The following is a 22,551-nucleotide window of genomic DNA, read 5'->3' as shown; positions in this document are numbered from 1 at the left end:
GGGTAAATCCGGCCCGTCTTCCTGCGCCGGCCAACTTGCTTGGCGGGGCGGGCCACGACGAGCTAAACAGCTTACTTGTCTTCTTCGGGGGTTTCCTTCAGGGCAGCCTTGTTGATGGTCTTGGCGTCTTTGATAACCACCAGCGCGCCGTCCTTGAGGGTTTTGGCCACGGCCCGGAAGGGTCCGCTGACTACCTGCTCGCCGGCCTGCAGGCCGCTCAGGATTTCGATGTTGGCGAAGTCGCTGATGCCGGTCTTGACGGGCGTCATCACAGCCTTGCCGTTGCGCACCACGAATACCACTTCCTGAATGTCAACTTTCGGGGCCGGCTTGCCGTTGTTTTCGGCTGGGGCCGTGCTGCCGCGGTTCACCTTCACGCCCTTCTGGTCCTCCCCGGCCTTGGCCTCGGTGCTGTCGGAGCGGGTCGTGACGGCGGCCAGCGGCACGCTCAGCACGTTGCTTTTGCGGTCGGTAATCACGTCGACGGAGGCCGTCATGCCGGGGCGGAAGGGCACGATGGTGTGGCCCTTGACGGTGCGCTGCAGGTGACGGTACGACTCGGGCAAGAGGCGGATGCGGACCTCAAACTCGGTGACGGCCTCAGCCGTCAGCGCGTCCTTGGCCGTGTTGGCAATGCTGGTCACTAGGCCCCGGAATTTCTCGTCCTTGCTGGCGTAGGAATCGACTTCCACGATGGCCGAGTCGCCGAGGTCCACGTTGATGATGTCGTTTTCGTTCACGCTCACCCGCACCTCCATCGAGTTGAGGTTGGCAATGCGCATGATTTCGGTGCCCGCCATCTGGGTCGTGCCCACGACCCGCTCGCCCTTCTTCACGTTGAGCTTGCTGACCGTACCGCTGACGGGGGCGTAAATCGTGGTTTTGTTCAGGTTTTTGCGGGCCTCATCGAGCGAAGCCTGGGCGCTGGCCACGTTGCTCTGGGCGGCGCGGATGCTCTGGCGGGCCGAGTTGATTTCCTCTTGGGAGGCGTTGTAGGCGGCCTGGGAGGCCTCGTAGTCGGCCTGGGAAATAACTTTCTGCTTGTAGAGCGAGGCGTTGCGGCGGTAGGTCAGCTCGGTTTGCTTGGCCGAGGCAATCAGCTGCTGCAGGCGGGCCTGGGTCTGGCCCACGTTGGCGCGCTGGGTGCCCACGGTGGCCGACTGCATATTCACCATGGCCTGGTAGTTATCGGGGCGGATGCGCAGCAGCAGCTGGCCCTTGCGCACCGAGTCGCCTTCCTCGACGTAGAGCTCGGTGATTTCGCCCGATACGTCGGGCGAGATTTTCACTTCTGTTTCGGGCTGCACTTTGCCCGAGGCACTGACCTTCTCCACAATGGTGGCCGGCGCGGCCTTGGACACGATAACTTCGGTGCCCGCCGGCTGCCCCACCCAGCCTTTCTTTTTCGCTACCACGAAGCCAAGTAGCAGTGCGCCCAGCACGGCCAGCAGAATGTAGAGTAATCGGTTGTTTTTCATGCTCAGAAATGAGACCCGGAAGTGTGGAAAGGAATCCGTCAGGCGTTTATGACGGGGCAAAGTAAGGAAGTAGTCGGCAGTAATGCGCGGGCGGCGCCGGGGGAAAATCCGGAAAAAGCACCGCCTGCGCCGGTAGAAGGCAGCTTTGAGTCGGCCGCTGCGGCGCCGGCCCGGGCTGGGCGGCCCTTACAGGTCCAGGGCCCGGCCCTCGTAGAAGTCGAGCACCTTGCGGCGGAAGATAAACTCGTACTTGGCCTGGATCATGCTCGACTCGGCCCCGTAGAGGTTGTTTTTGGCGATGTTGAAGTCCGTGCCGTTGAGCAGGCCGTTGTTGAAGCGGATTTCGGCGTTGCGGTAAGCCGTGCTCAGGGCTTCGGTCTGGCGCTTGGCGGCGCTGTACTTGCGCTGGGCGGCAATGGCGTCGGAGTAGGCCTGCTGGATGTTCTGGCGCAGGGTCAGGCGGGTTTGCTCGGCGCGCAGCTCGGCCTGCTTCACCCCGATTTCGGCGCGCTGCACGTTGGTGCGCACCTGCAATCCGTTCAGAATCGGCACCTGCAGGGCAAACTGAATCTGCTTGCCGTAGTTGTTGCGCAGCTGGTTGAAAAAGCCGTCGGGCAGGCTGGTGAACTTGGGCTGCAAGCCGATGGCGACCGTACCGGGTACCGGGGTGCGCACTTTCGGGTTGGGGTCGATGGTGTAGACCGGCGAGATGGTGCCGTCCTCGAACTCACCGGTGGGCACGAAGGTCTGGCGGGACGACGAGTAGCCCGAGCTCAGGAAGCCGGCCATGGTCAGGCGGGGCAGGTAGCCGCCCCGGCTCACGTCCACCGTGCGGTGGGCGCTCTGGGTGCGCAGGTCGGCGGCCTTCACCTCGGGCATCAGCTCCTGGGCCGTCTGGTAGGTGCCGTCGGGGTTGCCCACCAGCGGCAACTCCTCATCGGGGTCGGGCAGGTTGGGCACCTCAATGTCAAAGCCGGCCACCGAATTCAGGTTCAGCAGCTGGGCCAGCTGGAGGCGGTAAAAGTCGACCTGGTTCTGGGCCGTGATGACATTGAGCTCGTCGGAAGCCTGCTGAGCCTGGCTGTCGAGCAGGTTGCTTTCGGCCACGCTGCCGGCCTTGAGCAGCTTGCGAGTGCGCTCCACCTGCTGCTGGGAGCTGTTCACGCGCGCCTGGTTGGCCCGCACCAGCTCCTGGGCCAGCACCAGCTGCAGAAACGAGGAGGCCACGTTCAGGGCAATGTCATTTTTCGACTTTTCCACGTCCTGCAGCCCCGCCTCGTAGTCGAGCACGTTGCGCTTGATGGTGTTGCGCAGCTGGAAGCCCGAAAACAGCGTGACCTGGGAGCTGAGCGAGAAGTTGTTCGACCGGATGATGGTGCTCTTGGTCGTGAACTGGTTCGTCAGCGGGTCAATGGTGGTGCCGAAGTTGAAGTTCTGGTTGGCGCTGGCGTTGGCCGAGGGCAGCATTGCGGCCCGACTCTGGCGCAGAATGGCGTCGGTGTTCTGGGCGCTGAGCTGCTGCTGGCGGATGGTCAGGTTGTTTTGCAGGGCCACGTCCACGGCCCGGCGCAGCGAATACGGGCCGCTGGGCGCGGCCGGGGCCAGCGTGGCCGCCGGGGGCTGGGCGGGCGTGGTCGTTTGGGCGGCGGCCGGCAGCGCGGCCGAGCCCACAAGTAGGGCGCCGGCGCTGGCGGCGGCCAGGCGGGCAAGCGGAGTACGGGTTGATTTCATAGCCGGGCGTGGCTGGGGTGGGGCGCTTAGTCGATGTTAGGAATATAAGTTACGCGGTGCACCCAGCTGAGCTGGCGCAGGTACTCGAGCGTGATGTCGCGCAGGCCCGAATCCATTTCGATGAACTGCCGGGCCGCGTCGTTCTTGCCCTTGCGGCTCACGAACATGGTGGCAATGTTGCAGTCGTCGTGGGCAATAACGGAGGCAATGAAGGCGATGGAGCCCGTGCGGTCGTCGGCGTCGATGATGAGCGTGTGCAGGGAAGCCGAGAAGTCGGACGGAAAGCCGTCGACCTCCACGATGCGAATCACGCCGCCCCCGCGGCTCTGCCCGATAACTTCCACCTCCCGGCCCGTGCGCTCGTCGCGCAGCTGCAGGCGGATGGTGTTCGGGTGCATGGTGCTGGCGTTGCCCACGCTCTGAAACACGTAGGTCAGCCCGGCCTCCTTGGCGTGGTCGAAGGCGTCGCGGATGCGCTTGTCGTCGGTGGCCATACCCAGCAGGCCGGCCACGATGGCGCGGTCGGAGCCGTGCCCCTCGTAGGTGCGGGCAAAGGAGTTATAGAAGGTGATGGTGGCATGCGTGGGCACCGAGCCCAGGATGCGGATGGCGGCGCTGGCAATGCGGACCACCCCGGCGGTGTGCGAGGAGCTGGGCCCAATCATTACCGGTCCGATCATATCGAAGATACTGCTTTTCTCGGCCATAAGACGGGCTAAAAGTAGGGGTTTCGGGCGGGAAACCAACGCCTATTCCTGCCGGCTCCGACGGGGCCGGGCGCGGCTGCGGGCGTCGTTACGCCCAAAGATGCTGCCCGCGGCCCAAGCGTTGCCTGGGGCTGGCACATTCGGTGGCTTTTTCGTTCTTTGTAGCCACTCCCCACCCTCACTCCCACTCCACCCCTCACCCATGACCACCCCCGAGGACGAATTCTCGCCCGCCGTACTCGAGCAGCTCCGACGACTCCAGCGCAAGTATGCCGCTGACGGTCAGGACTTGGCCGGCTACCTGGAAGGCTTGTACTACGCCGACTACGTCAACTACTGGGACTACATCGAGCTCGACACGCTGCTGAGTTTGCAGCGCCCGCTCACCCAGATTCCCGACGAGCGGATTTTTATCATGTACCACCAGATTACGGAGCTCTACTTCAAGCTCTGCCTCTGCGAGTACGAGCAGATCGGGCAGCTGCGCGAACCCACCGTGGGCGAGCTGGTGCTGCGCGTAGGCCGCATCAACCGCTACTTCGAGAACCTGATCGACTCGTTCGACGTGATGGTCGACGGCATGGACAAGCAGCAGTTTCTGCAGTTCCGCATGGCCCTGATGCCCGCCTCGGGCTTCCAGAGCGCCCAGTACCGCATGATTGAAATTGCCAGCACTGACCTGAACAACCTGCTCAACCAGGAAAAGCGCCGCCTGCTGGGCGAGGCCGCCGCCCACGATGAGCTCATGGGCTGCATCTACTGGAAAGCCGGGGCTACTATTGAGGAAACCGGAGCCAAGGCCCTGACCCTGATTCAGTTCGAGGAGAAGTACACCGACCAGCTGGCCCGCCACGCCGCCGACTACCACGACCGGAACGTGTGGAGCGTAGTGCAGCGCCTGCCCGAAGCCGAGCGCCAGCACCCGCGCCTGTTGCGCGCCCTCAAGCAGCTCGACGTGAACGTGAACGTGAACTGGCCCCTGATGCACTATAAGTCGGCGGTGCGCTACCTGGAGCGCGACCCGACCGCACTGGCGGCCACCGGCGGCACCAACTGGAAGAAGTACCTGCCTCCCAAGTTTCAGAAGCGCATCTTCTACCCCCAGCTCTGGACCGAGCAGGACCTCGAAGAATGGGGCAAAGGCTGGGTTGACAGCATCCTGGAAGAAGTGCGGGCAGTTCAATAAAAGGCAGGCCGCCGGCTGACAACGACGTATGAAAGGCTTGCTACTACTATGCACGGCGCTGGGGTTAAGTGGCCCCGTTTTCGGCCAGCAGCCCAAGTTGGCGCACACTTCCCAGGTCACCAATGCGGATGGCAGCACTTCAGTGTTTTCCCAAAATAGTGGGTTTGTGCCTTACACCGTCTACCTCCGCGCCGACCTGCGCCACGTGACCAGTAGCGTGCCCCTGCCAGCCCGCATCGTGGTTTTTCCAGGCAAGAAGCCCCAACTGTTGACCACGTTCACGCCCGAGCCCGACCAACCCTTCTACTTCCGCTATTACGCTCCCAACCAGCTTGGTATCTACACCGGACAGCTGCCCGATACGGCCTACGTGTACAGGCTCCCGTACCAGTCCGCTGTCCCGGCTGAACCGCCGCACATCATTACCCGCAAAGGAAATGGGCCCGAGCCCTGGTACCCATATTTCTTTCCGCTCCCGGGCGGCACCGCCCTCTGCGCCGCCCGGGAAGGTATCGTGGCTACCCTGCGACAAGACGCGCGGCGCAACCGAGGCTCCGATGGCAACTTCGTTATTATCATCCACGAGGACGGCAGCTACGCGTGGTACCAGAATCTGCGGCAGCAGAGTGCCACGGTTCGTATCGGGCAGCGCGTTGCCCAGGGCGACGTTATTGGCTACTCCTGCGCCAACGATGACAATCCGGTCCTTTATTTCACCGTCAACTACCCCGGGGCCACCGCCGAGAAGATAGAAACGGCCCCGGTTGTCTTCGGAAACGGCACGCAGCTGCTGCGGCCGCGCTAGTCGGACATTACGCAAACAGCCCCCGGAGCGCAGCCGTTGATGCTGCACTCCGGGGGCTGTTTGGGTTGATTCGCGGTTACTTCACCATAAAATCGGCCTGGGAATTTTCCCACATCAGGCTCACCTTGCCGGCTTTATCCGCCGTGATGGTGAACTGCTCGACGGGGGCGGCGGTCTTTTTGGCCTTCACTTTTACCCGCAGCGCGTCCTGCTTGGGGTCGTACTTAAAGGCGCCCCACTGATTAGCGGTCTTGTTGAAGATGATGGTCCACTCCGTGGCCGTCGGGATGGTGAACAGGGCGTATTTGCCGGCGGGCAGGGTCTGGCCCTCGATTTTGACGGGCTTGTCGACGGTAAAAGTGGTGGCCTCGTTGGCCCCAGTGCGCCACACGGCGTTGTAGGGCACCAGCTCGCCAAACACCTTGCGGCCCTTCATGGCCGGGCGGCTGTAGTCGATAGTGACCGTGGCCGCGCCCACGGTGGTCGTCACGGTGGCCGGCGGGCTGGGGCGCTTCGACTTGTCCTCGGGCATCTTGTTGTCCTGGGCGTAGGCATGGCCGCTGAGCAGCAGGGCGGCGGCGAACAGGAATCGGGGGGCAGTGCTTCGCATGGTCATGGAAAATGGGGCGTGAGAGTGAATGAGAGAACTGAAAATACGCAGATGCGGCTTTTGTTTCAACTCCGCAGCCTATCTGACGCCAGCCGGCCGGCTGCGTTGCACGCGCCGCGGCCCTAGCTTGGCTCGTCGTCGAGGCGGGAGGTTTGCTTCGTGTCGGACATACGCAGGTAGACGAGCAACGACAGGGCGGCGCACCCGGTCACGTACCAGTAGTACCAGCTTTCCACGCCCATATCCTTGGCCTGCAGGGCTACGTACTCGGCCGAGCCGCCGAAGATGGCCACCGTCAGGGCGTAGGGCAGCCCCACGCCCAGGGCCCGGATTTCGGTCGGAAACAGCTCGGCTTTCACAATGGCATTGATGGCCGTGTAGCCGCTGACAATAACCAGCCCGATGAGCAGCAGGCCGAAGGCCGTCCAGGCGTCGTGGGTGCGGCTCAGCAGCGTGAGCAGCGGCACGGTGAAGAGCGTGGCGCCCACCCCGAAAAACAGCAGCACCGGCCGCCGCCCCACCCTATCCGACAGCGCCCCCATCAGCGGCTGCAGCCCGATGGTGACGGCCAGGGCCCCGAATGAAATCAGCGTGGCCTCGTCCTTGCTGAAGCCCGAGGTGTTGACCAAGAACTTCTGGGCGTAGTTGGTGAACGTGTAAAAGGCAATGGTCCCGCCCAGCGTCATGCCCACCACCGTGAGCACTGGGCCGGGGTAGCGCAGCAGCACGGCCAGCTTGCTTTCCCGCTTAACCGCCGGGGCGGGAGCCGTTTCCTGCTGGGCAAAGGCCTCAGTTTCGGCCATGCTGCGGCGCAGGTACAGGGCCGTGACGGCCGCGGCGGCGCCCACCACAAACGGCACCCGCCAGCCCCAGGCGTACATCTGGGGCTCGGTCAGCACTTGGCGCAGCCCCAGCTGCACGAGCAGGGCCAGCAGCTGCCCGGCAATGAGGGTCACGTACTGAAAGCTCGAGTAGAAGCCCCGGTGGCGCCGGTCGGCCATTTCGCTGAGGTAAGTGGCCGAGGTGCCGTATTCGCCGCCCACGCTCAGCCCCTGGGCCAGCCGGGCCACCACCAGCAGTACCGGGGCCGCCACGCCGATGGTGGCGTAGCCCGGGGTGAGGGCAATGAGCAGGGAGCCGGCGCACATCAGCAGCACCGACAGCAGCAGGGCGGCCTTGCGGCCGCGGCGGTCGGCGTATTCGCCCATCAGCCAGCCCCCGAGCGGGCGCATCAGAAAGCCCACGGCGAAAATAGCGGCCGTGTTGAGCAGCTGGGCCGTAAGGTTGCCCTTGGGGAAAAGGCCGGGGCGAAGTACAGGGAAAACGCCGAGTACACGTACCAGTCGTACCACTCCACCAGGTTGCCCACCGACCCGCTGAAGATGGAGCGCAGGCGGGCCGCGGCGGATACGGAGGCGGAAGGGGCAGCGGATGGCAGCATAAGAAAACGGCTCGAAAAGGCGGACAGGGCGCGCGAGGCAGACAAGTAGGTGGGCAAGGCTAAACGGATTCCAGCCCCGGTGGCGAACAGACAATGAGCGAGTCTCGTATAATCCGACTCCTGCACTGGGCCCGTACATGGGGCAAATTAGATAGAATATTGCCCGGGTTTGTGAACTTTTTAATCCGCTGGGCAGGTTCAGGCCACCGACACCGTAACCTTCTCTTTCGACAATGGATCAGAAGTCCACCTCTTCAATCAACGCCCGTTTGGAACAATCATTCAAAGAAGCCGACCAGGCTCGTGAAGACCTGGCCGACTCTATCACCAACTCCGTGGCGACCAACTGCGACCTGCTCCACCACGGCCTGGTAAGTGCCAAAGGGCTGGAGGTTACCACCGAAATGTACCGGGCCATGCTGGGCACGCTGCTCCGCCACTCCTCGGGCGAAGTGCGGGCGCAGGTGCTCAACTGCTTCAACCAATCGATGGAGGAGTTCTGGCCCCGCAAGAATGGCTCGAGCACTGCCAAAGGCACGGACGGCCGCGAGGTGCGCCGGCCGGAGGTGGCCGAATAAATCCGCGCCTTAAGTCAAGCGGGCTCCTTCCCCACCGCGGGAAGGAGCTTTTTTTGTTTGGGCCCACCCTGGTAAAACCGCTACCTTCGCCGCCGTTATTCTTGGTTTGATTTCCATCAGACGACGAGAGGTGGGCGGGTAATACCGCCCCTAACAGGGAACCGGGTGCAAATCCCGGACAGACGCGCTACTGTAAGTAACCACGCCGTTTTCCCCCGCAAGCAGCCCATTGGGCCGGCCCCGGCCGGCCTGAGAAGGGCGGGGAAAATGTTACAAGTCAGGAGACCTGCCTTTCGTCTTAGTGATAAGGTTGCCTTCGCGCCACAAGGCCTTTATCGGGAGCTGATGCCCTTACTGGCCCCGCCGCGCCCTTGCCCGGCGGCCGGCCCGGGCTGGTGGCACCTTCCCGATTGAGTGCTCTGCGACGAGTGGGCGGCCCGGAAACCGGCCAAGGAATTTTTCCGCCCTTCTCCCCTGTACCCTAGCGCCATGAGCCTCGCCGAGAAAATTGCCCGCGCCGAAACCCGCATCTTCAAGGCGGTATTTCCCAACACCACCAACCACTACGACACGCTCTTCGGCGGCGCCACGCTGCATATGATGGACGAGGTGGCCTTTATCTGCGCCACCCGCTTCAGCCGCCTCAAGATGGTCACCGTTTCCTCCGACAAGGTCGACTTCACCCACCCCAGTCCCGGCGGCACGCTCGTCGAGCTGATCGGCAACGTGGTGCGCGTGGGCAACACCAGCCTGCAGGTGCGCGTGGATTTATTCGTGGAGCAGATGTACTCCGAGGAGCGCACCAAGGCCGTGTCGGGCCTATTTACCTTCGTGGCCATCGACGCCGACAAGCGCCCGGTTTCGATCCTGGCCGGGGCCCGGGCCGAGCAGCACTAGCTGAGGGCAGCCCCGGGTCGGATGCGGAGGATGGGGCTTCGTACGGGGCTCCGCCGTATCTTTGCCGGGTCACGTCCCCTTTCGGTTTAAAGGCTCGACACCTTTCGCCCTATGTCCAAGAGAGAAATTGAAGTGCTGCTTCCGCCCGAAGTGGCTTACGACGAATTTGCCCGCTACCGGGCCCTGCTCGCCGCGGCCGGCCTGGTGCCCGGTCAGGCCGACTTCGTGCACCTGCGCAAGCGCAGCATCGACGCCCGCGGCCGGCAGCCCCTGGTGCGCCTGCGGGCCGATATCTGGCTGACCCCGCCCCCGGCCGACACCTTCGGGCCCTGGTTTCAGTACCCCGACGTGAGCCGGGCCCACCGCTCGGTGCTTATCGTGGGCGCCGGGCCGGCGGGGCTCTTTGCCGCCCTGCGCTGCATCGAGCTCGGCCTGAAACCCATCGTGCTGGAGCGCGGCAAGGACGTGCGCACCCGCCGCCGCGACCTGGCCGCCCTCAACAAGGAGCACGTGGTGAACCCCGACTCCAACTACTGCTTCGGCGAGGGCGGCGCAGGCACCTACTCCGACGGCAAGCTCTACACCCGGGCCACCAAGCGAGGCGACATTCAGCGCATCCTGCGCCTGCTCGTGCAGCACGGGGCCACTCCCGACATTCTCGTTGATGCCCACCCCCACATCGGCACCAATAAGCTACCTTATGTGGTAGCGGCCCTGCGGGACAGCGTGCGGGCCGCCGGCGGCGAGGTGCGCTTCGACACCCGGGTCGACGACCTGATTCTGGAGCAAAACCACCTACGCGGCGTGGTTACGGCCACCGGCGAAACCCTGGAAGCCGACGCCGTGATTCTGGCCACCGGCCACTCGGCCCGCGACATCTACGAGCTGCTGCACCGCCGCGGGGTCCGCATCGAAGCCAAGCCTTTCGCCTTAGGCGTGCGCGTGGAGCACCCCCAGCAGCTTATCGACCAGGCCCAGTACCGACTCCGGGACCGGGGGCCGCTGCCGGCGGCTTCCTACGCCCTGGTGCACCAAACCCAGTGGCAGGGCAAGCAGCGGGGCGTGTTTTCGTTCTGCATGTGCCCCGGCGGCTTTATCGTGCCCGCGGCCACGGCCTCCGGGGAAGTGGTGGTAAACGGCATGAGCCCCAGCCGCCGCGACTCCCGCTTCGCCAACTCGGGCATCGTGACGGCCATTGAGCTTGAAGACATGGACCTGGCCCAGCACGGCGAGCTGGCGGGCCTGCGCCTGCAGCAGGAAATCGAGCAGCGGGCCTGCGCCCTGGCCGGCCACACCCAGCGGGCTCCGGCCCAGCGCCTGGGCGACTTCCTCCAGGGCAAGGTGTCGACGGAGCTGCTCGAAACCTCCTACCAGCCCGGCCTCGTGTCGGTGGATATGGAGCAGGTGCTGGGCCCGGCCCTCGCCGACCGCCTCCGCCAGGGTTTCCGCGACTTTGGCCGCAAGATTCCCGGCTACGCCACCAATGCGGCCCAGATTGTGGGCGTGGAAAGCCGCACGTCGGCCCCCGTGCGCATTCCCCGCGACCGGGACACGCTCCAGCACCCCGAAATTACGGGGCTGTTTCCCTGCGGCGAAGGCGCGGGCTACGCCGGCGGCATCGTGTCGGCGGCCATGGACGGGGAGCGGTGCGCCGAAGCCGCCGCGCTGATGGCCCGGTAAGGCTGGTTATTGCGCGCAACTGGGCCGGCTTGCGCTGCTTCGGGCGCTGAGTGGCTGCTTTCTGGGTCCGGCGTAATCTTGGCCCCGGAGCCGGGGAGTCAGGGCCGCCTGGTCCGACCGGGCGCCGCCAGGTTTCGTACAAGGACCTAAAGCGCATCCTCTTTTTATCCGTAGTAATGACACAGAAGAAAACCCTCGTACTCGGCGCCAGCGACAATCCGGCCCGTTACTCGTTTCGCGCCGTGCACCAACTCAAGCAGCACGGTCACGAAGTAGTGCCCGTGGGCATCCGCAAAGGCCAGGTGGCCGGCCTCGACATTCACACCGACCGGCCCGCGGAATCGGGCATCGACACGGTCACGCTCTACGTGGGCCCGCAAAACCAGCCCGCCTGGTACGACTACATTCTCGACCTGAACCCGAAGCGCATCATCTTCAACCCCGGCACCGAAAACGCGGAGCTGGAAAAGCTGGCCCAGCAGCGCGGCATCCGCACTGAGGAAGCCTGCACGCTGGTGATGCTCAGCATCGGCAACTATTAGCCGCCCCGCTACTGCGGCCGGGCAAACGGCCTGCTACACTTCGCCGGTCCCGATTCGAACAGCTGCTTTTATACCCCCAGGCCCCAGCGTATTTCTGCGTCGGGGCCTGGTGCTTTTACAGGACCTAGTTCGCTGCCAGGCCGGTTTGACGCCCTGGCGCCAGCCCCAAGGATCCAGACCACGGCGGTTGTTTATAAATTTTTAGATTCTTCGGGCAACCTACCCGTGGACTTTGGCATCTAGCCTTCCAAACCGCTTTTTACCGTTTGCTACTACCCTTACTTCCGTGACCGAAGCCGAACTTATCGCCGCGTGCCGCCAAGGCAGTGTCCGGGCCCAAAAGCAGCTCTACGAGCAGTTTGCGGGCATGATGTTCGGCGTGTGCCTGCGCTATCTGCGCCACCGCGAAGATGCCGAGGAAGTGATGCTGGGCGGTTTTGCCAAAGTGTTCCGGGCCCTGGACTCCTACCGGCACGAGGGCAGCTTTGAGGGCTGGATTCGCCGCATCATGGTGAACGAGGCCCTGGGCCAGCTGCGCCGCAAAGAGCCCATGCACCTGGCCATCGACGACTCCCACGTGGAGCTGGCCGTGACGCCGGCCGAGGCCGAAAGCCAGCTCAACGCGGCCGATATGCTGGCCGTACTGGCTCAGCTGCCGGCCGGCTACCGCACCGTGTTTAACCTCTACGCCCTGGAGGGCTTTTCCCACGCCGAAATTGCCGAGATGCTGGGCATTTCGGAAGGCACTTCCAAATCCCAGCTCAGTAAAGCCCGCGCCATGCTGCAGCGCCGCCTAGCGGTAGCCAACCTGAGCGCCTCCTCCACCTCCGAACCGAAAGAATACTATGCAACCGGAAGATATTGATAAGCTGTTTCGCGACCAACTGCGCGACCATGCCCCGGCCCCGCCGGCCTACCTCTGGAACCAGCTCGAAGCGGAGCTCAAGCCGGCTAAAAAGCGCCCCGCCATGTGGCTCTACGCCGCGGCCGCCGTAGTGGCGCTGCTGCTCGTGGCCGGGGGCGGCTGGCTCTGGCAGACGCCCGGCGCCGGCACGCTGGCAGGCTCAGCAGTTAAGAGCACCGCTCCTGCTCCCGCCGCTCCGGTCGCCGCCGAAAAAACTTCGGTAGCCCAGGCAACCCCACCCCGGCAGACTCCATCTACCCTCCCAGAAGCCAATCGGGCCGAAACCCTGACCGCAGCAACTCCGGCCCCGGCCGCGCCCCAGGCAGCCATTGCGCAGCGGTCAAAAATCCCGGTCCGCTTTGCGGCCACGCTTACCAAACCAGCCAAGGCCGCCCGCGCGGGTCGCAGCCTGCCGCCGGCTCAGGAAGCTCCCGCCGCCTTTGCCACCGCTACCACGGCGCGTCCGGAACGCCCGGTAGAGGAAGAAAAAGCTTTGTCGGGGCTGGCTAAGGCCGAAACGGTGGCCCCTGATGCGCCGGCTCCCGCGGCCGGGACCATTGAAGTGGAAGTACGCCGGGGTCGTCCCGAGCAAGCCCTCGCCCTGGCGGACGCGCCACAGGAGCGCCGGCTGGTGGGCCGTCTGCTGCGCAAAGCCGGCTCGGTGGCCCTGCGGGAAGTCCGCGAAAAAGTAGACGTGCCCGTGGTGACGCTCAACGTGCTCAACCACTCGCTTTCTACCAAAGACATTCAACTCTAAGCTCTTACAACCCCTTTCGTCATGAAACGTCTCTCCTCGCTGCTGGCAGCCGTGCTGCTGACAGTTCTGGCCGCGCCTTGCCGTACCCAGGCCGCCAACCGCCCCCTCAACGACGACACCATCATGGTCAAGCTGCCTAATCAGGCGACCATGACGCTCATCACCAAAAACAAAGCCCAGCTTAAGGAGCTGCGCACTTATCACCTCGACTCGCTGATGATTCTGCTCGACAGCTACATCAGCCAGGCCGATGCGGCCAGCAAGAACGCCGGCAACAAGGCCGTCACGATGGAGTTTTACCCCGCCAAGGACAAGCCCGGCACCAATGCCCCCGAGGAAGTGCGCATCACGGTGCGGGCCGAAGACACCAAGTCGACCAAAACCACGACCAAGGTGGGCCGCTTCATCAGCGTGACCGTGGACGACGACGATGACAACAAGGGCAAGGACGGCAAGAAGGACGAGGTGAACATCACCTTCGGCAAGGGCGGCAGCGACTCGCTGCGCACGGCCGAGAACAAGCGCAAGAAAGAGGAGCGCGCCAACCGGGCCGTGAAAAATGATTTTAGCGTGGACCTGGGCCTGAATGCGCTGACCAACGTGTCGACGCCCGCCGGCCAGCTCTCCCCCGAGCTGAAGCCCATCGGCTCGCGCTACATCAGCCTGAACTGGCACTACGACATCCGCCTGGGCGCCAAAGGCTCGCCGCTGTATCTGCGCACCGGCCCCGAATTGGCCTTCAACAACTACATGCTCGACAACAACACCCGCTTCGACAACAGCACCGGCACGACGCGCATCGTGTCGTCCACCGACCGGAGCCTGGAGAAAAGCAAGCTGGCCGTAACCACGATTAACCTGCCGCTGATGGCCATGCTCAACTTCCAGAACAAGAAAGGCCACGACGCCTTCCGCCTGGGAGCCGGCGGCTACGTGGGCTACCGCGTGGGCTCGCACACCAAAATCAAGTACAACGAAGGCGGCCGCGACCACAAAGACAAGGACAAGGGCGGCTACAACCTGGAGGACTTCCAGTACGGCCTGCAGGGCACCATCGGCGTGCGCGGCATCGACCTGTTCGTCAAGTACGGGATGAGCGACCTGTTCAAGAACAACCGCGGCCCCCAGGCCCAGACCCTGAGCTTCGGCTTCTCGATTTAGCTCAAGCAATAATTAGGCTTGCATAACGCACCAAAAGGCCCGGCGGAAACACTTCTGCCGGGCCTTTTTCTGTTGACCGTCCTTACGCCTGCTATTCTTACAGCGCCCGGTGGAAGTTGTCGAGCAGAATAGCGGCCGACACGGCCACGTTCAGGCTTTCGGCCCCGCCGGCGCCGGGACTGTAGAGCCGCTGGGTGAGGCGGGCCAGCACCTCGGGCCGGGGCCCGTGCGATTCGCTGCCCATGATGAGCACGCCGCCGGGCTGCAGCGTGAGCCGGTGCACGTTGTCGCCCTCGAGGTGGGCGCCGTAGCGGGGCAGCGCGGCGGGCAGCGAGTCGAGCCACTCGGGCAGTTCGCGCTGCCAGATGGCCACGCGGGTGAAGGAGCCCATGGTGGCGGCAATGGTTTTGGGTGCCCACGGGTCGGCGCAGGTGTCGGAGCACACCACGCCCTGCAGGCCGTACCAGTCGGCCAGCCGGATCAGGGTGCCCAGGTTGCCGGGGTCGCGCACCTGGTCGAGGGCCAGCAGCAGCTGGTTCGGGGCCGGATGGAGCGGGGTTTCCGCGGGCAGGTGGGCAATGGCCAGGGCCGTGGTGTTGTTGGCCAGCGTGCCCAGGTGGGTTAAATCGGCTTCCGTTACGATTTCAACGGGTACCTTCGCGGGCAGCGGCGGGATTTTTGCCGCAAACTCGGCCGTCAGGAACACCCGTTCCGTTAGAAGTCCGGAACTTAGCAGCTCCTGAACGCTTTTGCCGCCTTCCACCAGGAATGCGCCGTGCCGAAGCCGGTATTTCTTCAGGTGCAGCGCGTGCACATATTTCGCTACTGCTTTTGAAACCATATTCGCTGTTGCCTGCTACCCTGCATCGGGCTATGTCTACTGTAAGAATGTCTGCGGCCCTGGCCGGGGTGCTGGTGCTGGCGGGGGTGGTGAGCTGCTCGCCGCTGCGGCTGCTCGAGCCCAAGCAGAAACTGCTCAGCCGCGTGCGGCTCGAGGGCGTCAAGCAAGCCGATGCCGAGCGGATTGCGGCCCTCTACCAGCAAAAGCCAAATACGAGCTTTCCGCTGCCAAAGCTAGCAATCTACCAGCTGGGACGCACGATTTACAACCAGGAGCGCCTCAAAGCCAAGCTGACCCGCATTCAGCAGGAGTTTGATGAGCGCCTGCAGGCCGCCCGCCCCGACTCTGTGAAGGTGGGCCGGCTGCTGGCCCGGCGCGAGAAGCGCACCAGCCGCCTGCAGCGCACCATCGACAAGGGCAACGCCATCATGCGCATCGGCGAGCCGCCGGTGGTCTACGACTCGGCCCTGACCCGCAAGACCGTGGAGCAGATTGGCATCTTCCTCAAGTCGAAGGGCTTTTCCGCAGCCGGGTGACGGCCACCGACACCGTGGCCGACCGGCGCTTTTCGCTGGGCCGCCTGCTGGGCGGGCCCGACACGGTGCATAACCGCCGGGTGACGGTCACGTACCGCGTGACCGAAAACCAACCGTTTAAGTACACCCAGCTCGATTACGACATTGCTGACTCGGCCATTGCCCGCCGGGTTATTGCCAGCCAGCCGGCCTCGCTGCTGCACGTGGGCGACCAGTACGACGAGGAAGCCATCGGCAACGAGCGGAACCGGCTGGAAACCCTGCTCAAAAACCAGGGCTACTACGATTTTCGCCAGCAGTACGTGACCCTGGAGGCCGATACCAGCTTTGCGCCCGGCACCGTGCGCCTGCGCACGATTATCTCCGACCCCGGCCCCGGGCGCCGCCACTACCAGTACACCATCCGCCGGGTGCGCGTCATCACCGACGCCGGCGTGACCCGCTTCGGCCAGGCCCGTGACACGCTCGTGCAGGACTCCATCTACTACCTGGCCTACAAGCACCAGATCAGTCCCAAGACGCTGGACCGCAAGCTCACCGTGCGCCCCGGCGACACCTACAGCCTGACCAGCACCCAGCTCACCCAGCGCCAGCTCAGCAACCTGGACGTGTTCCGCTTCAACACCGTGAACTACTTCCGGGTGCGCAACGCCCCGGCTGGCGGCGACACCACCCGCCGCCAGCTCGACGCGGTGGTGAATGCCTCGCCGGCCAAGAAATTCCAGGAAACCACCGAGGCCGGCGCGACTTACGTAGCGTATCTGGTCGGGCCCTTCGCCAACGAGAAAGTGAAAATCCGGAACGTGTTCGGCGGGGCGGAAGTGCTCGAAATCGGGGTGCGGGCGGGCTTCGAAGGCCAGTACACCAGCACCGGCCAGGTCGATAACAAGTCCCGAACGAGCGTGTACACGACCCAGCTCGGGGCCAACGCCAACCTGGTGCTGCCGCAGTTCTTGGTGCCCTGGCGCACCAACCACTTCCTGACCCAGTACAACCCGCGCACCCGCATCAACGCGGCCTACACCTACGTGCTGCGGCCCGAGTACACGCGCACCAACCTGGAGGCCACCTACGACTACATCTGGCAGCGGTCCACGTTTCACCAGTACGTGTTTACGCCTATCTCCCTGAGCTTGGTGAATACGCCCAACCTGTCGCCCAACTTCCGGGCCAAGCTCCAGCAGCTCGAAGCTGAGCAGGGCTCCCCGCTGCTGCGCAGCTTCGGCAACCTGTTTGTGCCCAGCATCAACTTCACCTCCCTCTACAACTCCAACGACTTCAACCAGACCCGCAACGCCCACTACCTGCGCCTGTTTGCCGAAGTCGGCGGCCTCACCCGTGATTTATACCAGGACGCCATCGGGCTGACGGTCTACAACTTTGCCCGCTTCAGCGCCGACTACCGCCGCTACGCCAAGATCGGGACCAGCTCCTACTTCGTGTATCGTCTCAACGGCGGCATTGCCCACGCCCTGACCACCACCGACGGGCTGTCGGTGATTCCCTACGACAAGTATTTCTTCGCCGGCGGCAGCTCCAGCCTGCGGGCCTGGAAGCCGCGGCGCCTGGGTCCGGGCTCCTACACCTCGCTCAAGCTGGCCGACTCGAATGACCCCAACAGCGAAAAAGTGCGCGACTATGACCTGGAGCAGCCCGGCGAAGTGCTGCTGGAAGGCAACGTGGAGTACCGCTTCCCGGTCTACGACTTCATCAACGGAGCCGTGTTCACCGACTTCGGCAACGTGTGGTCCTTGCAGTCGGACGCGAAAACCAACCGGCCCGGCGCCCAGTTTCGGGCCGACCGGTTCTACCGGCAGTTTGCCGTGGGCTCGGGCATCGGCGTCCGCTTCGACTTCACCTTCCTGATTCTGCGCCTCGACATTGCCACCAAGGTGTACGACCCGGCCGCCCTGGGCCGCAAGTTTGTGCTGCCCAACTTCCGCCTGACCAACTCCCGGGACCAGACCGCCTTCAACATCGGCATCGGATACCCATTCTAAGGGTGAAATGGTGAGTTGTCGTTTGGGCGGCGTGGCTGGCACCGACGGCGCACAAAAAATGGGGAGTTGACGTTCGCGCGGATGGAACGTCAACTCCCCATTTCACAACCTCACAAGTTCACCACCTAGTACCCCAGCAGCTCAGCTAACGCGGTGGCTACTTTGTCGGCGCTGGGCAGCATCTGCTTTTCCAGCTCCACGTTCAGGGCAATGGCGGGCAGGTTGGCGGCGCCCAGGGTGAAGACTGGGGCGTCGAGCTGGCGGAAGCAGGTACGCTGGATGCGCCCGGCCAGGCTCTCGGCGAAGGAATTCAGCAGGGGCTCCTCGGTCAGGACCAACGCCTTGCCGTGGCGGCGCACGGCGGCCTGCACGGCCTCGAAGTCCAGGGGATTCAGGGTGCGCAAATCCAGGATTTCCACTTGGCCGGCAAACTGCTTGCTGGCCGTTTTGGCCCAGTGCACGCCCATGCCGTAGGTGATAACGACGCAGGTTTCACCCTGGCGCAGCTTTTCCGGGTCGGCCTGCTGGGCAATGGCCGCCTGGCCGAGCGGAATAACGTAGCCGGCAGCCGGCTCGGTGGTTTTGGCATCCTCGGTGCCGGGCACCTTGCTCCAGTACAGGCCTTTGTGCTCGAGCATAATAACCGGGTTGGGGTCAAGGAAAGCCGCGCGCATGAGGCCCTTCATGTCGGCCGCGTTGCTCGGATACACCACCTTGATGCCGCGGATGGTGAGCAGGGTGCTTTCGATGGAGCCCGAGTGGTAGGGTCCGCCGCCGCCGTAGGCCCCGATGGGCACCCGGATCAGGGCCTGCACCGGAAACTTGCCCATGCTCAGGTAGCAGGATTTCGACAGCTCTTCCACCAGCTGGTTCAGGGCCGGCCAGATATAGTCGGCAAACTGAATTTCGACGATGGGCTTGGCCCCCACGGCGCTCATCCCGGCGGTGCTGCCCACGATGTAGGCCTCCTGAATCGGGGTGTTGAACACGCGGGTATCGCCGTACTTTTTGGCCAGCAGAGCCGCCTCGCGAAACACGCCGCCCAGCTCCCCGCCCACGTCCTGCCCATAGAACAAGGCCTCGGGAAACTCGGCCAGAATATCGTCCACGGCGTGCAGGGCGGCGTCCACCATCAGGGCCTTGTCGGCGCCGGCGGGAGTCCGTTCCCCGGCTTCCTCAGTCACGGCCGGCGGGGCAAACTCGTGGTCGGCAAAGGTGGCCGGATCGGGGTTGGCAGCGGCCAGGGCGCGCTGGTAATCAGCTTCGACTAGGGCGCAGGCCTGGGCGCCGAGCTGCTGGAGCTCGGCTTCGGCCACGCCCAGGTCCAGCAGCTGCCCGTGCAGGCGGGGCAGCGGGTCGTTGGTGGTGTGCTCGGCCAGGTTGTCGCCGCGGTACCACTCCCGGCGCACCCCGCTGGTGTGGTGGCCCAGCAGCGGGCACTTGGCGTGCACCAGAATCGGGCCCCGGGTGCGGCGCACGTAGTCGAAGGCCGCGGCCAGGCCGGCGTAGGAGTCGCCAAAATCGGCTCCGTTGACGCGCAGGCGCTGCAAGCCCTTGAAGCCGGCAGCAAACTCGTAGGCATCCATGGCGCGCATCTCCCGGCCGGTGGCCGAAATACCCCAGTCATTGTCCTGGACCAGGTAAATAATGGGCAGCTGGTGCAGCACGGCCATTTGCAGGGCCTCGGCCACTTCGCCCTCGGTCATGGCCCCGTCGCCGATGGAACACACCACCACGGGCGTCTCCGCGGCGTCTTGCAGCAAACCCTGACTTTCGAGGTAGTGCAGACCGTGGGCCAGGCCGGTGGCCGGAATGGCCTGCATGCCCGTGGCCGAGCTTTGGTGGGGAATCACGGGGAAGCCCTCCCGGCGCAGCGAAGGGTGGCAGTAGTAGGTGCGGCCGCCGGAAAACGGGTCGTCGCGCTTGGCCATGAGCTGCAGCATCAGCTCGTAGGGCGTCAGGCCCAGGCCCAGCAGCATGGCGTCGTCGCGGTAGTAGGGCGCAGCGTAATCGGTGGCGCGCAGGTGAAAGGCGGTGGCCAGCTGAATGGCCTCGTGGCCCCGGGCCGTCGCGTGCACGTATTTGGCCGTCACGGCCTTGTTTTCTTCGTAGAGGCGGGCCAGCTCGTCGGCCGTGCGCATGAGCTCGTAGGCCCGCAGCTGGGTGCCCAGGTCGGGCTCAACGGCCGCGTGCGAATCAATAAAGGAAGGTTCCAGGGCGGGGGTGGTTTGCGTGGGCATGAAGGAGCGGGAGTTGAGACGGCGAAATTACGGTTTCGCAACGATAGCAACATGCTTCGCCGTTCGCGCCGGCGCCATTCTTTGCCAACCGCGCCCCGGCCCCTACCTTCGCGCCATGATGCACACCTTTACCCCGGCCACGGCCGCCGACGCGCCCGCCCTGGCCGAGCTGGTCAACAGCGCCTACCGGGGCGCCGAGTCGGAGAAGGGCTGGACCACGGAAGCCCACCTGCTGGGCGGGCAGCGCACCGACGCGGCGGCCCTGCGCGAGATGCTGGCCGCCGACAATGCCGTGATCCTGCTCGGCCGCGACGAAAACGGCGTTTTGCTGGGTTCCGTGTATTTGCAGCAGCAGCCCGACGCGTTGTATCTGGGCATGCTCACGGTGCGGCCTACCCGGCAGGGACAAGGGCTCGGCAAGCAGCTGCTGGCGGCGGCCGAAGACTACGCCCGCCGGCGGCAATTGCCCCGGATGCGCATCACCGTTATTTCGGTGCGGCACGAACTGCTGGCCTGGTACGAACGGCACGGCTACCACCGCACCGGCGCCACCGAGGACTTTCCCACCGACCCGCGTTTCGGCCTGCCCCGGCAGCCGCTGGTGCTGCTGGTACTGGAAAAGCCGCTGGCGGCGGAAGTCTAGACGACGCAGAGCCACTCTTTTTCTCCTCCCCGGCCAGCCGCCGGGCCAGCCCCGGCCGGACGACGCCTCCCGTTTATGCGCCGGCAAAACACGTATCTTTGTCATCCGGCTCTCGGAACCCACTCCCGCGTCAACCTGTTTTGAGTGGTTGAGATACTGCGGTATTCCCGACTGCATTTTCCGGCAATTGCCTGCTTTATGCCTACCTCCACTCCGCTTTCCCCGTCTGGTCCCGTCGTTTCCCCACCCTTCCGGGCGCAGGTGGAAGCCTGGATGCGCGACTTTCAGGACCGCCTGTGCCAGCAGCTCGAAGCCGCCGACGGCCGGGGCCGCTTTCACGAAGATGCCTGGCAGCACCACGGCACCGGTGGGGGCCGCAGCCGGGTTTTGACGGAGGGCAACGTGCTGGAAAAAGGCGGCGTCAACTTTTCGGCCGTGGCGGGCACCATGAGTGAGCAGGCCGCCAAGGTGCTGCTCATGCCCAACCCGCACTACTTCGCCACCGGCGTGAGCGTGGTGCAGCACCCGCGCAGCCCCCGCGTGCCCATTGCCCATATGAACGTGCGCTACTTCGAGGCCGGCAACGGCGAGGCCTGGTTTGGCGGGGGCATCGACCTGACCCCGATTTACGTCGACGAAGCCCAGGCCCGCTGGTTTCACGCCACGCTCAAGGCCGTCTGCGACCAGCACAACCCGGCTTACTACGCCCGCTTCCACGCCTGGGCCGACGATTATTTCTTTATTACCCACCGCCAGGAAACCCGGGGCGTGGGCGGCATTTTCTTCGACCGCCTCACCGTGGGCAAAGACGGCTCGGCCGAGGCCCTGTTTGCCTTCGTGCGGGCCGTCGGCGACGCTTTCGGGCCCATCTACACCACCCTGATGCAGCAAAACCGCGACCTGCCCTACGGGGAGGCCGAGGAAAAATGGCAGCTCGTGCGCCGGGGCCGCTACGCCGAGTTCAACCTGGCCATCGACCGGGGCACCCGCTTCGGCCTCGAAACCGGCGGCCGCACCGAAAGCATCCTGATGAGCTTGCCGCCCCGCTGCGAGTGGCACTACAACCTGGTTCCCGCCCCCGGCTCCCCCGAGGCCGTCACCCAGCAGTGGCTGCGCAAAGGGGTCAACTGGCTTGAAACGCCCGCTACCACTTGATTGAGGCGCTGCAGACCCTGGACCGCTGGCTGCTGCTGGCGGCCAACAATCATCACTCGCCGGTGCGCGACAAGTGGATGATCTTTTTCTCGGAGCGCTTCGTGTGGTTTCCGGCTTACCTGGTGCTGCTGCTGGCGCTGGTCTACCTGTTTGAGCAGCGGGCCAAGCTGCTCATTCCGCTGCTGCTGCTGAGCGTGGCCCTGGCCGACAGCGTGTCGAGCCGCTTCTTCAAGCCGTACTTTGCCCGCCTGCGCCCCTGCCACGACCCGGACCTGTCGGCCGTGCTGAACCTGGCCCACGGCTGCGGGGGGCAGTTTGGGTTTATGTCGTCGCACGCGGCCAACAGCTTCGCCATGACTGTGTTTCTGTGGCAGGTGCTACCCCGGCGGTTCTGGCTGGCCAAGTGGCTGACGCTGATCTGGGCCTGCCTGCTAAGCTACAGCCGCATTTACCTCGGCGCTCACTACCCCACCGACGTACTGGCCGGCGCCCTGCTGGGCAGCTTGATGGCCTGGGGTTGCGCCAAACTGTACCGGCGCGGGGTGGCGCGCTGGTGGCCGGAAGCGGCACCCACCTACGCGGAAGACGCCGCGCCCCGTGTGAAAAACCTGGTGCCCTAGCTTTCCGCATCGCCCCCGTTTCGGCACCCTCTCAGGAAA

General features: G+C 64.5%; 21 protein-coding genes and 1 riboswitch. Of the genes, 14 read left to right on the top strand and 7 right to left on the bottom strand.

Annotation, left to right across the window (positions count from 1 at the left end; all coding sequences use genetic code 11):
• Window positions 1-71 precede the first annotated feature (71 nt).
• The 3 genes from EWM57_RS03185 to sdaAB form a co-directional block, all read right to left on the bottom strand.
• A complete protein-coding gene (locus tag EWM57_RS03185) occupies window positions 72-1,478 on the bottom strand; it encodes an efflux RND transporter periplasmic adaptor subunit (protein WP_207218261.1) in 1,407 nt (468 codons plus the stop codon).
• Between the two features lie 186 nt (window positions 1,479-1,664).
• The gene (locus EWM57_RS03180) at window positions 1,665-3,209 is read right to left on the bottom strand and encodes a TolC family protein (protein ID WP_129919684.1); all 1,545 of its coding nucleotides are present in this window, start codon (window positions 3,207-3,209) and stop codon (window positions 1,665-1,667) included.
• Between the two features lie 26 nt (window positions 3,210-3,235).
• The gene (gene sdaAB / locus EWM57_RS03175) at window positions 3,236-3,916 is read right to left on the bottom strand and encodes an L-serine ammonia-lyase, iron-sulfur-dependent subunit beta (protein WP_129919683.1); all 681 of its coding nucleotides are present in this window, start codon (window positions 3,914-3,916) and stop codon (window positions 3,236-3,238) included.
• A gap of 202 nt (window positions 3,917-4,118) precedes the next feature.
• Here sdaAB and EWM57_RS03170 point away from each other — a divergent pair, with 202 nt between their 5' ends.
• On the top strand, window positions 4,119-5,102 hold the full coding sequence (locus EWM57_RS03170; RefSeq protein ID WP_129919682.1) for a tryptophan 2,3-dioxygenase family protein: 984 nt from the start codon (window positions 4,119-4,121) through the stop codon (window positions 5,100-5,102).
• Window positions 5,103-5,268: 166 nt separating this feature from the next.
• On the top strand, window positions 5,269-5,907 hold the full coding sequence (locus EWM57_RS03165; protein ID WP_165370393.1) for a M23 family metallopeptidase: 639 nt from the start codon (window positions 5,269-5,271) through the stop codon (window positions 5,905-5,907).
• A 76-nt stretch (window positions 5,908-5,983) separates the two neighbouring features.
• Here the strand turns inward: EWM57_RS03165 and EWM57_RS03160 are convergent, their stop codons facing one another.
• Window positions 5,984-6,517 (bottom strand): DUF2911 domain-containing protein, encoded by a 534-nt coding sequence (locus tag EWM57_RS03160; protein WP_129919680.1) that lies wholly within the window; start codon window positions 6,515-6,517, stop codon window positions 5,984-5,986.
• Between the two features lie 122 nt (window positions 6,518-6,639).
• Window positions 6,640-7,869 (bottom strand): MFS transporter, encoded by a 1,230-nt coding sequence (locus tag EWM57_RS03155; RefSeq protein WP_242509964.1) that lies wholly within the window; start codon window positions 7,867-7,869, stop codon window positions 6,640-6,642.
• Window positions 7,870-8,227: 358 nt separating this feature from the next.
• On the opposite strand from EWM57_RS03155, the gene EWM57_RS03150 reads away from it, so the two are divergent.
• The 7 genes from EWM57_RS03150 to EWM57_RS03120 all read left to right on the top strand — a co-directional run bounded on the left by EWM57_RS03150 (window position 8,228) and on the right by EWM57_RS03120 (window position 14,477).
• Window positions 8,228-8,536: a hypothetical protein gene (locus EWM57_RS03150; protein ID WP_129919679.1), complete on the top strand. Its 309-nt coding sequence runs from the start codon at window positions 8,228-8,230 to the stop codon at window positions 8,534-8,536.
• A 111-nt stretch (window positions 8,537-8,647) separates the two neighbouring features.
• A riboswitch (cobalamin riboswitch) is annotated at window positions 8,648-8,844 on the top strand.
• A gap of 181 nt (window positions 8,845-9,025) precedes the next feature.
• Window positions 9,026-9,433, top strand: coding sequence for an acyl-CoA thioesterase (locus EWM57_RS03145; protein ID WP_129919678.1), 408 nt, complete (start codon window positions 9,026-9,028; stop codon window positions 9,431-9,433).
• A 111-nt stretch (window positions 9,434-9,544) separates the two neighbouring features.
• Window positions 9,545-11,113: an NAD(P)/FAD-dependent oxidoreductase gene (locus tag EWM57_RS03140; RefSeq protein WP_129919677.1), complete on the top strand. Its 1,569-nt coding sequence runs from the start codon at window positions 9,545-9,547 to the stop codon at window positions 11,111-11,113.
• A 176-nt stretch (window positions 11,114-11,289) separates the two neighbouring features.
• On the top strand, window positions 11,290-11,655 hold the full coding sequence (locus tag EWM57_RS03135) for a CoA-binding protein (RefSeq protein ID WP_129919676.1): 366 nt from the start codon (window positions 11,290-11,292) through the stop codon (window positions 11,653-11,655).
• A gap of 286 nt (window positions 11,656-11,941) precedes the next feature.
• A complete protein-coding gene (locus EWM57_RS03130) occupies window positions 11,942-12,520 on the top strand; it encodes an RNA polymerase sigma factor (RefSeq protein ID WP_129919675.1) in 579 nt (192 codons plus the stop codon).
• A complete protein-coding gene (locus EWM57_RS03125; RefSeq protein ID WP_129919674.1) occupies window positions 12,501-13,316 on the top strand; it encodes a hypothetical protein in 816 nt (271 codons plus the stop codon). The genes EWM57_RS03130 and EWM57_RS03125 overlap by 20 nt, the downstream gene beginning before the upstream one ends.
• A gap of 21 nt (window positions 13,317-13,337) precedes the next feature.
• Window positions 13,338-14,477, top strand: a complete 1,140-nt coding sequence (locus EWM57_RS03120; RefSeq protein WP_129919673.1) for an outer membrane beta-barrel protein — start codon at window positions 13,338-13,340, stop codon at window positions 14,475-14,477.
• Between the two features lie 97 nt (window positions 14,478-14,574).
• Here the strand turns inward: EWM57_RS03120 and EWM57_RS03115 are convergent, their stop codons facing one another.
• A complete protein-coding gene (locus EWM57_RS03115) occupies window positions 14,575-15,318 on the bottom strand; it encodes a TrmH family RNA methyltransferase (protein ID WP_129919672.1) in 744 nt (247 codons plus the stop codon).
• Between the two features lie 32 nt (window positions 15,319-15,350).
• Here EWM57_RS03115 and EWM57_RS03110 point away from each other — a divergent pair, with 32 nt between their 5' ends.
• Window positions 15,351-15,854 (top strand): hypothetical protein, encoded by a 504-nt coding sequence (locus EWM57_RS03110; RefSeq protein WP_129919671.1) that lies wholly within the window; start codon window positions 15,351-15,353, stop codon window positions 15,852-15,854.
• A complete protein-coding gene (gene tamL, locus EWM57_RS03105; RefSeq protein ID WP_129919670.1) occupies window positions 15,851-17,854 on the top strand; it encodes a translocation and assembly module lipoprotein TamL in 2,004 nt (667 codons plus the stop codon). Before EWM57_RS03110 ends, tamL begins: the two co-directional genes overlap by 4 nt.
• A 125-nt stretch (window positions 17,855-17,979) precedes the next feature.
• Here the strand turns inward: tamL and EWM57_RS03100 are convergent, their stop codons facing one another.
• A complete protein-coding gene (locus EWM57_RS03100) occupies window positions 17,980-20,094 on the bottom strand; it encodes an alpha-ketoacid dehydrogenase subunit alpha/beta (RefSeq protein ID WP_129919669.1) in 2,115 nt (704 codons plus the stop codon).
• A gap of 115 nt (window positions 20,095-20,209) precedes the next feature.
• Here EWM57_RS03100 and EWM57_RS03095 point away from each other — a divergent pair, with 115 nt between their 5' ends.
• From EWM57_RS03095 to EWM57_RS03085, 3 genes are all read left to right on the top strand, one after another.
• Window positions 20,210-20,737, top strand: coding sequence for a GNAT family N-acetyltransferase (locus EWM57_RS03095; protein WP_317128155.1), 528 nt, complete (start codon window positions 20,210-20,212; stop codon window positions 20,735-20,737).
• Window positions 20,738-20,935: 198 nt separating this feature from the next.
• Window positions 20,936-21,892 carry an oxygen-dependent coproporphyrinogen oxidase gene (hemF, locus tag EWM57_RS03090; protein WP_129919668.1) on the top strand — a complete coding sequence of 319 codons (957 nt, stop codon included), beginning with the start codon at window positions 20,936-20,938 and terminating at the stop codon, window positions 21,890-21,892.
• A complete protein-coding gene (locus tag EWM57_RS03085) occupies window positions 21,889-22,512 on the top strand; it encodes a phosphatase PAP2 family protein (protein ID WP_129919667.1) in 624 nt (207 codons plus the stop codon). Before hemF ends, EWM57_RS03085 begins: the two co-directional genes overlap by 4 nt.
• Window positions 22,513-22,551: the final 39 nt, after the last annotated feature.

Origin of the sequence: Hymenobacter persicinus (assembly GCF_004167665.1) — a bacterium.
GTDB classification, from domain to species: Bacteria; Bacteroidota; Bacteroidia; order Cytophagales; family Hymenobacteraceae; genus Hymenobacter; species Hymenobacter persicinus.
The sequence above is the reverse complement of the archived record's forward strand: the minus strand, read 5'-3'. Positions and strand labels throughout refer to the sequence as shown.

Bases quoted from the DNA above. Each gene is read 5' to 3' on its own strand.
- EWM57_RS03185 (WP_207218261.1), bottom strand. From the start codon at position 1,478: ATGAAAAACAACCGATTACTCTACATTCTGCTGGCCGTGCTGGGCGCA.
- EWM57_RS03180 (WP_129919684.1), bottom strand. From the start codon at position 3,209: ATGAAATCAACCCGTACTCCGCTTGCCCGCCTGGCCGCCGCCAGCGCC.
- sdaAB (WP_129919683.1), bottom strand. From the start codon at position 3,916: ATGGCCGAGAAAAGCAGTATCTTCGATATGATCGGACCGGTAATGATT.
- EWM57_RS03170 (WP_129919682.1), top strand. From the start codon at position 4,119: ATGACCACCCCCGAGGACGAATTCTCGCCCGCCGTACTCGAGCAGCTC.
- EWM57_RS03160 (WP_129919680.1), bottom strand. From the start codon at position 6,517: ATGCGAAGCACTGCCCCCCGATTCCTGTTCGCCGCCGCCCTGCTGCTC.
- EWM57_RS03145 (WP_129919678.1), top strand. From the start codon at position 9,026: ATGAGCCTCGCCGAGAAAATTGCCCGCGCCGAAACCCGCATCTTCAAG.
- EWM57_RS03140 (WP_129919677.1), top strand. From the start codon at position 9,545: ATGTCCAAGAGAGAAATTGAAGTGCTGCTTCCGCCCGAAGTGGCTTAC.
- EWM57_RS03135 (WP_129919676.1), top strand. From the start codon at position 11,290: ATGACACAGAAGAAAACCCTCGTACTCGGCGCCAGCGACAATCCGGCC.
- EWM57_RS03125 (WP_129919674.1), top strand. From the start codon at position 12,501: ATGCAACCGGAAGATATTGATAAGCTGTTTCGCGACCAACTGCGCGAC.
- EWM57_RS03120 (WP_129919673.1), top strand. From the start codon at position 13,338: ATGAAACGTCTCTCCTCGCTGCTGGCAGCCGTGCTGCTGACAGTTCTG.
- EWM57_RS03115 (WP_129919672.1), bottom strand. From the start codon at position 15,318: ATGGTTTCAAAAGCAGTAGCGAAATATGTGCACGCGCTGCACCTGAAG.
- EWM57_RS03110 (WP_129919671.1), top strand. From the start codon at position 15,351: ATGTCTACTGTAAGAATGTCTGCGGCCCTGGCCGGGGTGCTGGTGCTG.
- EWM57_RS03100 (WP_129919669.1), bottom strand. From the start codon at position 20,094: ATGCCCACGCAAACCACCCCCGCCCTGGAACCTTCCTTTATTGATTCG.
- EWM57_RS03095 (WP_317128155.1), top strand. From the start codon at position 20,210: ATGATGCACACCTTTACCCCGGCCACGGCCGCCGACGCGCCCGCCCTG.
- hemF (WP_129919668.1), top strand. From the start codon at position 20,936: ATGCCTACCTCCACTCCGCTTTCCCCGTCTGGTCCCGTCGTTTCCCCA.